The organism is Roseovarius sp. MMSF_3298 (genome assembly GCF_030733705.1).
Taxonomy (GTDB): Bacteria; Pseudomonadota; Alphaproteobacteria; order Rhodobacterales; family Rhodobacteraceae; genus Roseovarius; species Roseovarius confluentis.
The window spans coordinates 118,028-132,693 of record NZ_JASHIN010000005.1; the positions used below are offsets into that span (position 1 = coordinate 118,028).

Below are 14,666 nucleotides of genomic sequence, written 5' to 3' on the forward strand. Positions count from 1 at the left end.
TGGATATCGCCCGGGTTGATCCTCGGGCTGATCCCGAAAACATAACTTAGTGGTCCGGCGCTGCAAGCCAACGAATGGGCAGATGCCTTCACGTCACTTGAAAAACGGAAGGGCAAACCGCCGAGACGGGCGTTTGCCGGGATGACCGCGCGGCGTTTCGGTCTAGCTTTCGAGGCGAAGCCAGAGTGGCAGGGGGCGTGCGAAAGCTGTGAAAATGCGACGGAAATCGGATTTGCCCACGAAGGTCTGCGCGACCTGTGGACGGCCGTTCACGTGGCGCAAGAAATGGGAAAAGGTCTGGGACGAGGTGCGCTATTGCTCGGGACGGTGCAAGCGGGCGCGGCCCAAGGTTTAGGCGAAGCGTTCGAGGATCCGGTCGAGATCGACCCGGGCGCGGAGCCGCTCGGCCAGAAGGTAGCAGCCCAGCACCTTGCGTTGCAGCAAGAGCGTGTCGGTGGGCGGCGCGTGGATGTCGACCTGTTCATCGGCCAAGAGCAACCCCTCGCGGCGCAGGCGGGCCAAGAGGCCGCAGGTCGCGAAATCGAGCGTGCCGCCGTGGCGCAGCGGTTCAGCGGCGATGCCGAAGAGGCGCAGGATGTGGGCGCGGTCGATGTCAGACGTGTCGGCGCCGACGAGACCGATGGCAATCATCGCATCCCAGGCCGCGGCATCGTCACCGGTCAGCGCAGCGTTGAAAAGGGCACGGTAGCTGTCCACGCGCCCGGCGTCGAATTGCAGCGTCGCGCCGAAATCCAGCAGCACGATATGGCCCGTGTCGGGCTGGTATCCGTAGTTGGCGAAATTTGGGTCGGTCTGCATGTCGTGCAGTTCGAACAGCTCTCGCAAGGTCAGGGTTACGAGCGCCGTCGCGATGCGGTCGCGGGTGGGCTGGTCCAGTTCGGACGCGGTGTCGATGCTTTGGCCATCGACGTAACTCATGGCGAGGATGTCGCGCGTGCTGAGGTCGTCGTGGACGGCAGGCAGGACGAAATCGGGGTCATCCGCGAGATGGGTGCGGAAGCGGTTGATGGCGACGGCTTCGCGCGCGTAGTCGGTTTCCTCGTGCAGCTGAGCGGCGGCATCGGCAAGTAGGCGGTCCGTGTCGAAGCTGGCGGGCATCATGCCGGACCGGCGCAGGATCAGGCCGAGGTTGCGCATGTCGCTGTCGATGCTGTCGCGGATGCCGGGATATTGCACCTTGATCGCGAGGTCGCGGCCGTCGCGGGTCTGCGCACGGTGCACCTGTCCGATGGAGGCGGCGGCGATGGGGTGCACGTCGAAGCGTTTGAAATGACGCAGGAAATCGCGGCCCCAGTTGGCGGCAAGCACTTTCTTCAGCTGCGAGGGCGGCATGAACTGGGCGTCGGCGCGCAGGCGGGCGAGGATCTTGGCCAGCTCGGGCGGAAGCATGTCGGCGGTTTCCATCGACAGAAGCTGGCCCGCCTTCATGGCCGCGCCGCGCATGTTCGCAAGATGATCGGCCACGCGGGTGACGTTGGACGGTGTCATCAGCAGGTCTTGCAGGCGGGGCTTGCGGCCGCGCATCAATTGCCACCCGCCGCGGGTGGCGACGTTGCCCGCCAGGACCGTGGCCATGCCGCCGGTGCGGGCCATGCGGTTTAATCGCCCGGTCGGGATGCGGGCGGCGCGTTTTTGGTCGGGCGGGTTCTGGTCGTTCATCGCGTGCCTTCGGCGCGTCGTTCCAGCCGCGGCCCAAGCAGGCGCACCAGCGCGGGGCGCAGGCGCAGGAAGGCGCGATAGGCCAGCTCGGCGACGGGTACGATACCGGGGATGCGCGACAGCTTGGCGAGATGGCGCCAGCCGGGCAGGCGTTTCCAGACCTCGAAGAAACCCGCGGCGCCGGAGACCAGTGTGCCGTCGGGGCGGCGGGTGTGAAACCGGCCCATGGCCGCGTCGCGATCGAGGTCCGGTGCCGGGTCCTCCTGGCTGCGCGAGATATCGGTGAAGGCGATGCGGTCTGCCCGGTCGCGTTTCTGGTAGAAACCGACTTCGGCCCGGCAAAGCGGGCAAGACCCATCGTAGTAGACCGTCAGCCGGGTATCTTCCGCACCCTGCACGATCAGCCCGGGTCCTTGCCCAGTTCGGGCTCGCGCTTGAGAATACGCTGAAGCGTGCGGCGGTGCATCTTGAGCAGTTGTGCCGTCTTGGTGATGTTGCCGTCGGTGCGCTCCAGGAAGCGTTCGATATGTACGCGCTTGGCCTCTTCGGGCGAAATCGGGTTTTCGGGCGCCGGGGGCTGAACCCCTTCTGCGGCCAGCAGGGCGTCGACGATCTCGTCCCCGTCGGCGGGCTTGGCCAGGTAGTCGATGGCGCCGAGCTTGACTGCCGCGACGGCAGTGGGTGTGTCACCGTAGCCGGTCAGGACGAGGGCGCGGGCGGAGGTACGCTGTTTCTTCAGCATCTCGATTACCTCGAGCCCCGAACCTTCGCCGAGATGCAGGTCGATGATAGCGAAGGCAGGTTGTCGCGCGTCGATCGCGGCGGCGGCCTCGGCCACGGTGCCAGCCGGAATGGGATCAAAGCCGCGGCTGGCCATGACCTTGGACAATTGCTCGCGGAAGACGTCGTCATTCTCGACGATCAGGAGCGTGGTGTCTTTGGGTAGCTTTGTCATATCATCCTCTCTTGCACGTGCTACGTGCGCGGGACAGGGTTGGATGACTGCCGGGGGCGGGGTGCGACAGTTTGCGCAGGGGCGCCGAAACGCCGACGACGCCCCGGGATGATCCGGGGCGCCGTCTGTTTTTCAGCATGGCATCAGGCCCTTAGCCCGGTTGGACCCGGTCGGCATCCATGACCTTGGCCCATGCCTTGACGAAGTCCTTGACGAACTTGCCGCCATTGTCGGCCTGTGCGTAGACCTCGGCTTGCGCCCGCAGTTGCGAGTTCGAGCCGAAGACGAGATCGCAGCGGGTCGCATCCCACTTCTTGTCGCCGGTCTTGCGGTCCTTCCCGACGAAGGTCATGCCCTTGTCGTCGGTGGCTTCCCAGACGGTGCCCATGTCCATCAGGTTGACGAAGAAGTCGTTGCTGAGCGTGCCGACACGGTCGGTGAAGACGCCGTGCGCGGTGCCGCCGTAATTGGTGCCCAGCATCCGCAACCCGCCGATCAGAACGGTCATCTGCGGTGCCGAGAGGCCCAGCAGATGCGCGCGGTCGATCATCAGTTCCTCGGCCGAGACGGTGAAGTCGCCGGAGAGGTAGTTGCGGAAACCATCGGCCTGCGGCTCCATGATCTCGAAGGACTCGGCGTCGGTCATCTCGTCGGTGGCGTCGGTCCGGCCCGGGGTAAAGGGCACGTTGACCTCATTACCGCCGGCCTTGGCCGCCGCCTCGACAGCGGCGTTACCGCCCAGAACGATGAGATCGGCCAGCGAGATCTTCTTGCCGCCCGAGGCGGACGCGTCGAAGTCGGCCTTGATGCCTTCGAGGACCTTCAGGACCTTGGCCAGTTGCTCGGGCTGGTTGACGTCCCAGTCCTTTTGCGGAGCAAGACGGATGCGGGCACCATTGGCGCCGCCGCGCATGTCCGAGCCGCGGAAGGTCGAGGCCGAGGACCATGCCGTGTAGGCCAGTTCGGAGACCGACAGGCCGGAATCGCGCAGCTTGGCCTTGAGGCTGGCCACGTCGGCGTCATCGACCAGCGGGTGATCGACCTCGGGCACCGGATCCTGCCAGATCAGCACTTCGTCCGGCACCTCGTTGCCCAGATACATGGAGCGCGGGCCCATGTCGCGGTGGGTCAGCTTGAACCACGCGCGGGCGAAGGCGTCCGCGAACTCGTCGGGGTTGGCATGGAAGTGGCGCGAGATTTTCTCGTACTCGGGGTCCATGCGCATCGCCATGTCGGCCGTCGTCATCATGATGTGCTGATTGTGCTTCGAGGGGTCCTCGGGGTCCGGGGCCATGTCCTCGGGCTTCTGGTCCTTGGGCTGCCATTGCCATGCGCCGGCGGGGCTTTTGACCAGTTCCCACTCATAGCCGAAGAGCACGTCGAAATAGCCCATATCCCATTGTGTCGGGCGAGGCGTCCATGCGCCTTCGATGCCCGACGTGATGGCGTCGCGGCCTTTGCCGGAGCCGTAGGTGGAGAGCCAGCCAAAGCCTTGGGCCTCCATCGCGCCGGCCTCGGGTTCGCTGCCGACATGCGATGGATCGCCCGCGCCATGTGCTTTGCCGAACGTGTGGCCGCCGGCCGTCAGCGCGACGGTTTCATAGTCGTTCATCGCCATGCGCGCGAAGGTTTCGCGGATGTCGCGGGCCGAGGCAAGGGGATCGGGCTGGCCGTCGGGACCTTCGGGGTTCACGTAGATCAGGCCCATCTGCACGGCGGCAAGCGGATCTTCCAGCTTGCGGTCGCCGGAATAGCGGCTGTTGGGTTTGTCGGAGGTGGCGAGCCACTCCTTTTCCGAGCCCCAGTAGACGTCTTCCTCGGGCTCGAACACATCCTTGCGGCCGCCGCCGAAGCCGAAGATCGGGCCGCCCATGTCCTCGATCGCCATGTTGCCGGCGAGGATCATCAGGTCTGCCCAGGAAATGGCGTTGCCGTATTTCTGCTTGATGGGCCAGAGCAGGCGGCGGGCCTTGTCGAGGTTGCCGTTGTCGGGCCAGCTGTTGAGCGGGGCAAACCGCTGGGTGCCCGAGCGCGAGCCGCCGCGCCCGTCGGAGGTGCGGTAGGTGCCCGCCGAGTGCCACGCCATGCGGATGAAGAAGCCGCCGTAGTGACCATAGTCGGCCGGCCACCAGTCCTGGCTGTCGGTCATCAGCGCCTTGAGGTCTTTTTTCAGCGCCTCCATGTCGAGGCCCTTGAAGGCTTCGGCATAGCTGAAATCGGGGCCCATCGGGTCGGATTCAGGGGTGTTCTGATGCAGGATCTTGAGGTTCAGCTGGTTCGGCCACCAATCGCGGTTGGATTGGACGCTGAACCGCGTCGCACCATGCATGACCGGGCATTTGCCGGAGTTTTCGAGATCGTTGCCGTCCATTGAGTCTCTCCCAGGGTTTGCTGTCTGACTGTGCCCGGATGCGTGTGATCCGGGGCCGATTGCTTGTTTAAAAGACGTAAGCATTGCCGCGCGCGATGCAACGCGGGAATCGCTTTCATACGGCGAAGCATAGCAAGGCATTTCAATGAGAATAAGTTGCATTTATTGATTGGATTGATAAATCTTTATTATGAAAAATCTCTCGTTGAAACAGTTGCGCTATTTCGAGGTGCTGGCCCGGACGGGCCATTTCGGGCAGGCCGCCGAGATTTGCGCGGTCACCCAGCCGGCGCTGTCGGTGCAGATCAAGGCATTGGAGGCGTCGGCGGGGGCGGCGCTGTTCGAGCGCACGACGCGCGAAGTGCGGTTGACCGGGTTCGGGGTGGAGTTCGCGGAGCGGGTGCGCGAGATCCTGCGGTCGGTCGACGAGCTGTCGGACCTTGCGCGCAAGGCGCAGGAGGGGTTGAGCGGGCGGCTGCGGCTGGGGGTCATCCCGACGATCGCGCCCTATCTTCTTCCGCGGTTCCTGACGCGGCTGAACGGGGCGTTTCCCGATCTGGACGTGCAGGTGCGCGAGAGCATCACGCCGCGCCTGATCGCGGAGCTGGGCGAGGGCGGGCTGGATCTGGCGCTTGTCGCGCTGCCGGTGTCGGAGCGGTCGCTGGAAGAATACCCGGTCTTCGAGGAACCTATGGTGCTGGTCCGCCCCGAAGCCGAGGCGGATGCGCCGGTGCCGGACGTGACCACACTGCACATGCGGCGCCTGTTGCTGCTGGAGGAGGGGCATTGCTTTCGCGACCAGGCGCTGGCGTTTTGCAACATCCCGGGCGGCGGGCTGCGCGACGGGCTGGAAGGCACGTCGCTGTCGACGTTGGTGCAGATGGTGGGCGCGGGGATGGGGATCACGTTGATCCCCGAAATGGCGGTGCCGGTGGAAACCCGGTCTGCGCCGGTCTCGGTGGCACGGTTCCGTGGGCCGCAGCCGAGGCGGCAGGTGGGCATGGTCTGGCGCAAGACCAGCCCGCTGGCAGAACGGTTCCGGGCGATCGCGGACCTGCTGGCGCCGGATGCGTCCGAACCGTCAGTGGACGCTCAGTAGTCCTTCTCAAAAAAGATGCCGACGCCGGTGTTGCCGGTGGTGCTGGTCGAGCCCTTGACCGTCAGGTTGCGCCCGATGTCGAGGTTGAGGTTGATCTCCTGGTTGCCTTCGCTGTCGGCGGTGACCTCGGAATAAAGGTTTTCCGACAGGTAGGCGCCGGCGGTGACCTGTGTCGCGCCATCCTCGGAAGTCGACACGTCGAGATCGCTGAGGCCGAGGGCGCCGCGAATGTCCAGCCCGCCGGAGCGCTGGCCCGAAAGCGTGGCGGCGGCGGCGACCAGCTGGGCTGCCTGGAAGGCCGAGATGTCTTCGAGCCCACGACCGAAGAGCAGCCGTGCGACGGCCTCGTCCTGGGGCAGGTCGGGCACGGATTCGAACGAAACGGAAGGCGAGCTTGCCAGCCCCTCGATGATGGTGCGCACAAGGATGCCGTCATTTTCCGTTTCGGCCACGAAGCGCAGGTAGGGGTCGAGCGCGCCGCGCAGGTCGATGACGCCTTCGGTCAGCTCGAGGCGGCGGCCCAAGATGTCGAGCCGGCCCCGGATCAGTTCGAAAAGGCCGCTGGGCACGACGTCGGCGGTGGTGCCCTGAAGGCGCACGCGGCCACCCAGTTCGGCGTCGAGGCCGCGGCCGCGCACGAAGATCCGGTTTGGTGCGTTGATGACAAGGTCCAGGGGGAAGGCGACGGGATTGGCGCCGCTGTCCTGCCCGATGATGCCGGCGCGGGCGCGGGTTCGGCGCACGTCGGCGGGTTCGCCCACATGGGTGATCTCGGGAATGTCGCCCGGGGTGCGGGTGCCGCTGCCCGAGGGCACGCGCAGTTCGGTCCGGCCCAGGTTGACCGTGCCGCCGATGGTGGCGCCGCCGGTGAGCGGGCCGTTGATGCCGACCTGCCCCGACAGGGTTGTCGTGTAGAGGTCGGGATCAGTGACGACGAGATCGTTGAGCGCGGCTTCGAGATTGGCGTTGAACGGGGCCGACAGGGTGATCGGCCCGCGCACGCGGAAATTGCCGCCGGTGCCCATCGAGGCGGTAATGTTTGTTTCGGCCCGGCCCGAGGCCAGGCGGACAGCGCCGGTGATGCCGGTGATGGCGGTCGAAAGGGACGGCAGGGCGAAGCGGCCGTCCGAGACGTTGACCACGCCCGACAGGGAATTCAGCGCGGGCGGGCCGTTGACGCTGAGGTCGAAATTGGCAAGGCCGACAATGGACCGTGGCGCGAGGAACGGGTTGGCCAGCGCGAGGGGCGCGGAGCCGTTCACGTCGAGATCGAGGCTGTTGCCGTAGCTGTTGATCGACCCGTTCACGCGTGCATTGATGCCGCCGGGTCCGGTGGCATCGAGCGACAGGCGGATCCGTTCGCCGGCCCGGTCGACGATGGTGATCGTGCCGTTGGCCGAAACCGCGCCGGGGAAGGCGGGCACGAATATGCCAAGGTCGGCCAGCCGGGCCGACAGGTTGACGGGCGCGCCGGGGCCGCTGCCTTGGGCGTCGACGGTCACGCGGGGCGTCTGGATCTCGATATAGCGGATGCCGGGCGCGGACTCGCCCAGTGCGACGGAGGCGCGCGCGTCGATACTGCCGGCGATCAGTTGATCGACCTGGGCGATGCCGGTGCGCAGGTTGGAGCCGTCGATATCGGTCGTGATGTCGAGCGTGCGGCCGCGAACCTGGCCGGAGCCTTCGAGCGTCATGTCGAGCGTGCCGGTCAGCGGGCGGTTCAGGAGCGGCGCGAGGCGTGACAGGTCGCTGGCATTGAGCGTCATCTGGCCTTCGACCGGCAGCAGTGCATCCTCGGGGAAGGCGGCGCCGGTGGCCGACAGGGTCGTGCCTGCGCCGGAGGCCTCGAGCCGCGAGATGGTGACCGCGCCGCCCTTTTCCCAGGTGGCGGCGGTGTCGAGCGTGGCGGGGCCGGACATGCGCGGTTCGATCCGGGCGAGGTCGGCGATGACGGCCTTCAGGGTCAGTTCGCCATCGTCGGAGTCGAGCCGGCCCGAGGCGTCGGCCTCGAGCGCCGGGGTGCGCACCGAGAAGCGTTCGAGCACGGTACCGTCGGTGTCGCGCTGTGCGGCGATGGACACTGTGCCCGCGCCGTTCATCAGCGCGTCGACGCGCGGCTCGCCGATTTCCACGTCATTGGTTTCGGCGTCGAGCACGATGTCGAACGCGCCGCCGCGGATGCGTCCGGAGCCTTCGAGCACGACGGTCGCCGCGCCGTCCAGATCACGGCCCGCGAGTTGGGCAAAGCGCGACAGGTCCTGCGCGGCGAGGGTCACCTTGCCCTCGGCGGGCAGGTTCGGGTCTTCGGGGAAGACCGCGCCGCTGCCAGTGAGCGTGACCTCGGCCAGGGTGGCTTCGAGCGCGGAGATGTTGAGCGCGTCGCCGGTGCTCCAGTTGACCGATGTCGTCAGCGTGGCCGGGCCGGACAGCGTGGGCTCGACTTGCGCGACGTTCTGCAGCCGTGCCTCGATGTCCAGCTGGCCTTCATCCGCGTCGAGCCGGCCGGAAGCATTGGCGGCAAGGGCCTGTGTCTGAATCGTGAGGCGTTCAAGCACGGTGCCGGTGGTGTCGCGGCGCGCGACCAGCGACAGGGTGCCCTGGCCGGTCATGAGCGGGTCGAGGCGCGGTTGGCCGATGGCCAGATCGTTGGTTTCGGCTTCGAGTTCGATATCGAATGACCCGCCCAGAAGCGTGCCTGTGCCTTCCAGCGTGGCATTGGCGGCGCCGGAGATATCCTGGTTCGAAATGGCCGCAAAGCGCGAGAGGTCGGCGGCGTTCAGGGTCGCGCTGCCGGTGAAGGGAAAGCCGTCTTCGAGGCTCTCGAGTTCACCGTTGGCCGTGAGGGTGACGTTGCCGCTTTCGACGTCGAGTGCGTCGATCACAAGGGGCTGATCCTGTTGCCAGTCGAGGGTCATGCTGCCCGCCGGTGCGGCGCCGATGGCCTCGGCCAGCGCGGGGTCGGAATGATCCACGCCTTCGGCATTGAAGGTGATGTCGCCGGAAAAGGATCTGCCGGGGGCATCCGTGATCTGGCCGGTGCCCGAAAGGGTGGCACGGTCCAGTTGCACTCCGTTCTCCTGAACGAGGTCGACGATCTGCATTTCGGCCTGCCACGCGTCGTCCTGTGCGGCATCGAAGCTGGCGGTGAGCCGGGCATTCTGAAGCGTTGTCGGCGCGCCGGAGATCGGAAGGCGCACGACATCGCCCTCGTCGCTGCCGATGCGGCCCTCAAGCTGGAGCGTTTCGGGCCAGCCGGAGGCGGAAAGCGCTAGGTTGCCCTGAAGCTCCAGCGCCTCGGAGGCGAGAGCCAGTTCGTCGAGTACCAGCCGACCGGTTGCCTCGGTCTGGCCGGAGACGGCGAGGCTGGTGGCTTCGCCGAAGAAGGGTTGGAACTGTTCCTCGAACAGCGGGCGCAGGTCGCCATCAAGGTCTGCGGCGAAGGTGTAGCCCTGGGCATCGTCGCCGTCGATGGCGCCGACATTCACGGTGCCGCCAAAGCGTTCCTGGCCATCGGAGCTGAGCAGGATGCGTGCGGAGAAATCCGACAGCGGGGCGTCGCCGGTCACCTGCAGACGCAGGGCGGGCGTATCCGGGATGCCGAGCAGGGTGGAGACGATGCCTTCGGGGCCTTCCTCGAAATCGAGATCGAGTGCGAGGACGCGGGTTTCGTTCGCAAAGGAGCCTTCGAAAGTCAGGCTGTCCTGCCGGTCCAGCCGCTGGATGGCGAGGTCGGCGGCGCCCTGACCGTCGGCCAGGTTGACGCTGCCTTCCAGCGACAGCCGGGCCGGTTCGCCAAGCACGGACTCCCCGAGTTCCACACTCTCTATCTGGACCAGTTCGACATTCACCGACACGGGCAGTTCAGGCAATGAGAACTGTGTGGCCTCGGCGTCGTCGGTGCTGACGGTTTCACCGCCGGCGGGCAGACGTTCGAGGATGACTTCGGCGGCAGTAAGCTCATCGACCTCCAGCCGGCCGCGCAGCAGGGCGGACCGGGACCAGACCAGCGATGCGTCGCGAAGGGTCAGCCAGACGCCATTCTCGTCGGCGATTGTCAGCTGTTCGAGCGTGGCATTGGACGAAAGAGCGCCGCGAAACCCGGTGACATTTACATCGCGGCCCGCGCCGGAAAGGTTGTCCTGCAGCCAGTTCTCGATGAAGGACTTGTCTTGTTCCTCCTGATCCTGGGCCAGCAGGGGCGTCGAGATCGCGAAGGTGAGAATGAGAAGGAAAGAAAGCAGTAGGCGCATCAGAATGCCTGTCCAATACCGATGTAGAACTCGTAATCCTCGCCCGCGTCGCCGTCGAGCGGGGTGGCCACGTCAAAGCGGATCGGGCCGATGCCGGTGTCGTAGCGGATGCCGAAGCCGGCACCGGAATGCCAGTCGCCGTTGTCGCTGCCGAAGCTGTCGCGACCGACAAAGCCGGTGTCGGCAAAGCCCACAACCTGCCAGGCGTCGGCTACCCGGGCGCGTACCTCGCCAGAGAACGCGAGGAACGAGCGGCCGCCGCTGGTGTTGCCGCCGCCAAGATCGACGCCGAGCGACTGGTAGGGCTGGCCGCGCACCGTGTTGGAGCCGCCAGAGAAGAACAGCATGTCGGGCGGCACGTCCACGAGCGATGCGCCGGTGACCGAGCCGACCTGGGTGCGCCCGGCCAGCACGATCGTGTCGTTTTCGCCGAAGCCCACGTAGGTCCGCGCGTCGGCATAGAGGCGGAAGGCCGGGTCGCCCGCGTCGAGCGCAAGAAACGGCGTGGCCTCCAGCCCGACGTAAAACCCTTCCGTGGCGTCCAGCGGGTCGTCGCGATTGTCGAAGGTCAGCTTGCCCGGCAGCAGCAGCAGTTCGTTGGTGCGCGAGCCGAGGTCGTCGTCGATCTCGGCATATTGATAGGCGATGCCGATCTCGCCTTCCAACTCGTCCGAGAAGATGTGCGACACGCCGCCGCCGATCTCGAAGGTGCGCTGGCGGTATTCCTCTTCGTCCAGTTCCTCGGCCCGGGCCTGGAGAAAGGCGGTGGTGTCGGGCGTGAAGGTGGCGGGGCGCTCGAACCGGGCGGAGAGGCGATAGTCGATGCCGCCCGAGTCGCCGCCGATGCCGCCGACCTCGCCTTCGATACGCAGGCGTTCGGCGCCGCCAAGAAGGTTACGGTGGAGCCAGAAGCCGCTGAGCGTCAGGCCTTCGAGCGAGGCGATTTCGGCGCCGAAGCCGATGCGGCGGGGCTTGGCGTCGATGACCTCGGCCTGGATATCGAGCGTGCCGTCGGGGTTGGGCACCTCGGCCTCGTTCAGCACGACCGAGCGGAACGCGCCGGTGCGGCGCAGGCGCTGGCTGGCATCTTCGAGTTCCTCGGGCGAAAAGACCTTGCCTGAGGGCAGGCCGGCGATGGCGCGGATGCGGTTGGCGCGCACGGCGCTGGGGCGGGTGATCACGAGGTCGCCGAAGCGCAGCTGTGGGCCGGGGGACAGGCGGATCTCGGATGCCAGCGTCGAATTGCGGTGGTCGGCGGTGATCGACTGGCCGTCGAGTTCGACCTTGGCGTGGCCGGCCTCGCGCCAGCCGGTGACGCCCGCCTCTGCCGTTCTGCGGATGACGCTGGCGCCGGCGCGCTGACCACGGGCATACCCTTCGGGCAACTCGGTTTCAGGGGCGACCGGGCCGATGGCAGCACGGGAAAAAGTGAAAGGTGTTCCGGGCTGCACGATCACGTCGACACGGTTCACGCGGCTGGGCCCGGCGATGGGCGAGATGTCGGCCGCCTCGCGCCCGTCGACGCGGATGCTGACCACGCCGCCGTAATAGCCCGCGTCGTAGAGCGCGCCAACCATGCGGGCGTAATCAGCGCGGGCGGCGGCGAGGATGTCCTGCGCCGTGGCGTCCTCGGTGCCAGCGGTTTCAACGGAAAGCGAGGACCTGCTGAGGTACTCGACCAGGTCCTGCGGTGCTCCCCGGACCTGGACCGTGGCTTCGACCGCCAGCACGGGGCGGATCAACAGCAAGGTCAAGATGACTAACCAGGGCGCGACGCGACGACATTCGAACAACAGGCAGCTCCGTTTCCGGGGCCCGCAGCGGGCCCAAGGCGTGACTATGGGCAGAATGCGTCATGCGCCAGTGCCGCGCTGCGCGTGTCCCCCATCCGCGAACAAACTAGAACGGGGACAGCGTCATTCCCAGCAAGAAAGTTCATTTTCAAGGCGATCGGGCGCAAACTCTTCCGTGATCGGCAAGATTTCTCCGAAGTGATGTTGACGCGGGAGTATCCGGACGTCCCTGTTCTTTCCCGGTAGGCGCGTGATGGCGTATGGTCAGCAAACGCCGTAACGCGCGGTATCGACGCAGCGCCTTTGCGGCCGGCTGGAGGTGCGATTGGAGCAAAACGCGCAGGGCAGGGCGATTGCTCATAGCCGCAAGAGGGAATATGACGTCAGGTAAGATAAGAGAACTCGAGCCGTTGAAAGGGCACTTGGGGGACACGCAGAAATATTCTCAGGTCCGGACGGTGGCGTTGGTGATCATCGCCTTCGCCGTGGTGCTGTTCCTGCTGGTGCAGGCCCGCTTCATCCTGATTTCGCTGGCGGTGGCCGTGATCCTGTTCACGCTGACCTCGGACGTGATCCGGCTGATCGCGCGGCAGAGTATCGGGCGGTTCCGCATTCCCAACTGGCTGGCGTCCATCGTGGCGCTCTTGCTGATCTCGACGGCGCTGCTGCTGTTGTCGTCGATCATCCTGGCACAATTGAACACGGTCCTGGGCACGACGCTGTCCTATGCCGAGCGCGCGCCGTCGGCGGTGGCGTCGCTGTTCGCGTGGATGGGCGAGGACGTGGAACGGGCGGTGCTGAACTCGCTCAACAGTGTCGAAGTGTCGGGATACGTGCGGACCGTGGCCGGGCAGGCGGGCAGCCTGATGCAGGGCACGGTGCTGGTCATCCTTTTCTTCGGCTTCCTGTTCGCGGAGCGGATATGGTTCGGGACCAAGATGTCGAACTTCTTTGACGATCCGGCGCAGGCGGAGCGGGCGAACCGGATCTTCAACTCGATCATTCACCGGGTGAATTATTACCTGCTGATCAAGTCGCTGGTCAGCCTGATCACCGGGGCCATGGTGTACGCAGTCGCGACGTTCTTCGGGATCGAGCTGGCGCTGTCACTGGGCATCCTGACCTTCATCCTGAACTACATTCCCAATATCGGGTCGATCGTGGCCACCGGCATGGTGGCGTTGGTGGGCTATGTCGAGACGGGCGAGGCATCGGTGACGGCGGGGCTGTTCGTGATGACCGGGATCATCCAGTTCGTGAACGGCAACGTGATCGACCCGTGGCTGATGGGACGGGCGCTGCGCTTGTCATCGTTCGGGATCATCATCAGCCTGGCGTTCTGGGGCGCGGTCTGGGGCATTCCGGGGATGTTCCTGTCGGTACCGATCATGGTGATGCTGCTGGTGATTTGCAGCCATGTGCCGCAATTGCGGAAGGTGGCCGTGCTGCTCTCGCGCGAAGGCCTGCCAGAGGACGACCGCGAATTAGACCGGCTGAACGAGGAGATCGAAAGCCGGAGGGCCTCCTGAGGCAGGCGGACAGCGTCGCGCGCGGAGGACCCGATCAGTAGATCAAGGTGTCGCGGCTCCTACCTTCGACTGACTGCCCGCGATACATGCCTTCGCAGTTGAAGGGCATGGTGACGGTGCCGTCCGCGCCGATGGCAATGAGACCGCCCGATCCCCCTATCGCCACGAGATCCTGCATCACCACCTGCGCCGCGGCGTCGGTGACGGTCTGGCCGGCCAACCGGATGCGGGCGTCGATTTCATGTGCGACGGACAAGCGGATGAACGCCTCGCCATCGCCGGTGGCGGAGACCGCGCAGCTTTCGTTGAGAGCGAGCGTGCCGGCACCGATCAGGGGGCTGTCGCCGATGCGTCCGGCGCTCTTGGCCGTCATGCCGCCGGTGGAGGTGGCGGCGGCGAGGTTTCCGGCCCGGTCGCGGGCCACGGCGCCGACAGTGCCGTGGCGGCGGGAAGGATCGTCGTCGAGCGTGCCGTCGGCTTCCATCTGCAAGGTCTCTTGCAGCGTGTCCCAACGTTCCTGTGTGAAGAAATAACGCTCTTCCTCGAACGGCAGGCCGGCCTCGCGGGCGACTGCGTGGGCGCCTTCTCCGGCCATGAGCACATGCGAGGTATGTTCCAGGACCGCACGGGCGGCATCGATCGGGTGGCGCGGGCCGCAGATGCCCGCCACGGCCCCCGCACGGCGGTCGCGCCCGTCCATGATGGCGGCGTCCATCTCGTGTGTTCCTGCACGGGTAAAGACGGCCCCGCGCCCGGCATTGAACAGTGGCTCGTCCTCCAGCGCGCGCACGGCGGCGGCGACGGCATCGAGTGCGGTGCCATCGGCCGCCAGCACCGACTCACCTGCCTCCAGAACGCGGGCAAGCGCGGCATGGCAGGCCGCTTCACGCTCTGCGCTCATTTCCGATCGGGGCAGAACCCCTGCGCCACCGTGAATTGCCAGTGCGAATCCGTCAGCCATTTCTCGCTCCTGCGTTGTTTTCTGCCGT

At 66.1% G+C, this 14,666-nt stretch carries 10 protein-coding genes; 3 read left to right on the top strand and 7 right to left on the bottom strand.

Annotated features, from left to right (window positions below; translation table 11 throughout):
• Positions 1-214 precede the first annotated feature (214 nt).
• The gene (locus RBB18_RS06845; RefSeq protein ID WP_211286116.1) at positions 215-355 is read left to right on the top strand and encodes a DUF2256 domain-containing protein; all 141 of its coding nucleotides are present in this window, start codon (positions 215-217) and stop codon (positions 353-355) included.
• Here RBB18_RS06845 and RBB18_RS06850 read toward each other — a convergent pair.
• The 4 genes from RBB18_RS06850 to katG form a co-directional block, all read right to left on the bottom strand.
• A complete protein-coding gene (locus tag RBB18_RS06850; RefSeq protein ID WP_306110611.1) occupies positions 352-1,680 on the bottom strand; it encodes an AarF/ABC1/UbiB kinase family protein in 1,329 nt (442 codons plus the stop codon). The genes RBB18_RS06845 and RBB18_RS06850 overlap by 4 nt on opposite strands.
• Entirely contained in the window at positions 1,677-2,078 is a 402-nt protein-coding gene (locus RBB18_RS06855; protein ID WP_103762283.1) for a thiol-disulfide oxidoreductase DCC family protein, read from the bottom strand. Before RBB18_RS06855 ends, RBB18_RS06850 begins: the two co-directional genes overlap by 4 nt.
• A 2-nt stretch (positions 2,079-2,080) precedes the next feature.
• A complete protein-coding gene (locus tag RBB18_RS06860) occupies positions 2,081-2,635 on the bottom strand; it encodes a response regulator transcription factor (protein WP_103762284.1) in 555 nt (184 codons plus the stop codon).
• Positions 2,636-2,786: 151 nt separating this feature from the next.
• Positions 2,787-5,006 (bottom strand): catalase/peroxidase HPI, encoded by a 2,220-nt coding sequence (katG, locus tag RBB18_RS06865; RefSeq protein ID WP_306110612.1) that lies wholly within the window; start codon positions 5,004-5,006, stop codon positions 2,787-2,789.
• Between the two features lie 190 nt (positions 5,007-5,196).
• Here katG and RBB18_RS06870 point away from each other — a divergent pair, with 190 nt between their 5' ends.
• Positions 5,197-6,105 (top strand): hydrogen peroxide-inducible genes activator, encoded by a 909-nt coding sequence (locus tag RBB18_RS06870; protein ID WP_306110613.1) that lies wholly within the window; start codon positions 5,197-5,199, stop codon positions 6,103-6,105.
• Here RBB18_RS06870 and RBB18_RS06875 read toward each other — a convergent pair.
• Positions 6,099-10,355: a translocation/assembly module TamB domain-containing protein gene (locus tag RBB18_RS06875; protein WP_306110614.1), complete on the bottom strand. Its 4,257-nt coding sequence runs from the start codon at positions 10,353-10,355 to the stop codon at positions 6,099-6,101. The genes RBB18_RS06870 and RBB18_RS06875 overlap by 7 nt on opposite strands.
• Positions 10,355-12,109, bottom strand: coding sequence for an autotransporter assembly complex family protein (locus RBB18_RS06880; protein ID WP_274592496.1), 1,755 nt, complete (start codon positions 12,107-12,109; stop codon positions 10,355-10,357). Before RBB18_RS06880 ends, RBB18_RS06875 begins: the two co-directional genes overlap by 1 nt.
• A 416-nt stretch (positions 12,110-12,525) precedes the next feature.
• Here RBB18_RS06880 and RBB18_RS06885 point away from each other — a divergent pair, with 416 nt between their 5' ends.
• A complete protein-coding gene (locus RBB18_RS06885) occupies positions 12,526-13,677 on the top strand; it encodes an AI-2E family transporter (RefSeq protein WP_103762288.1) in 1,152 nt (383 codons plus the stop codon).
• A gap of 34 nt (positions 13,678-13,711) precedes the next feature.
• Here the strand turns inward: RBB18_RS06885 and RBB18_RS06890 are convergent, their stop codons facing one another.
• The gene (locus RBB18_RS06890; protein WP_306110615.1) at positions 13,712-14,638 is read right to left on the bottom strand and encodes an isoaspartyl peptidase/L-asparaginase family protein; all 927 of its coding nucleotides are present in this window, start codon (positions 14,636-14,638) and stop codon (positions 13,712-13,714) included.
• Between the last annotated feature and the right edge of the window lie 28 nt (positions 14,639-14,666).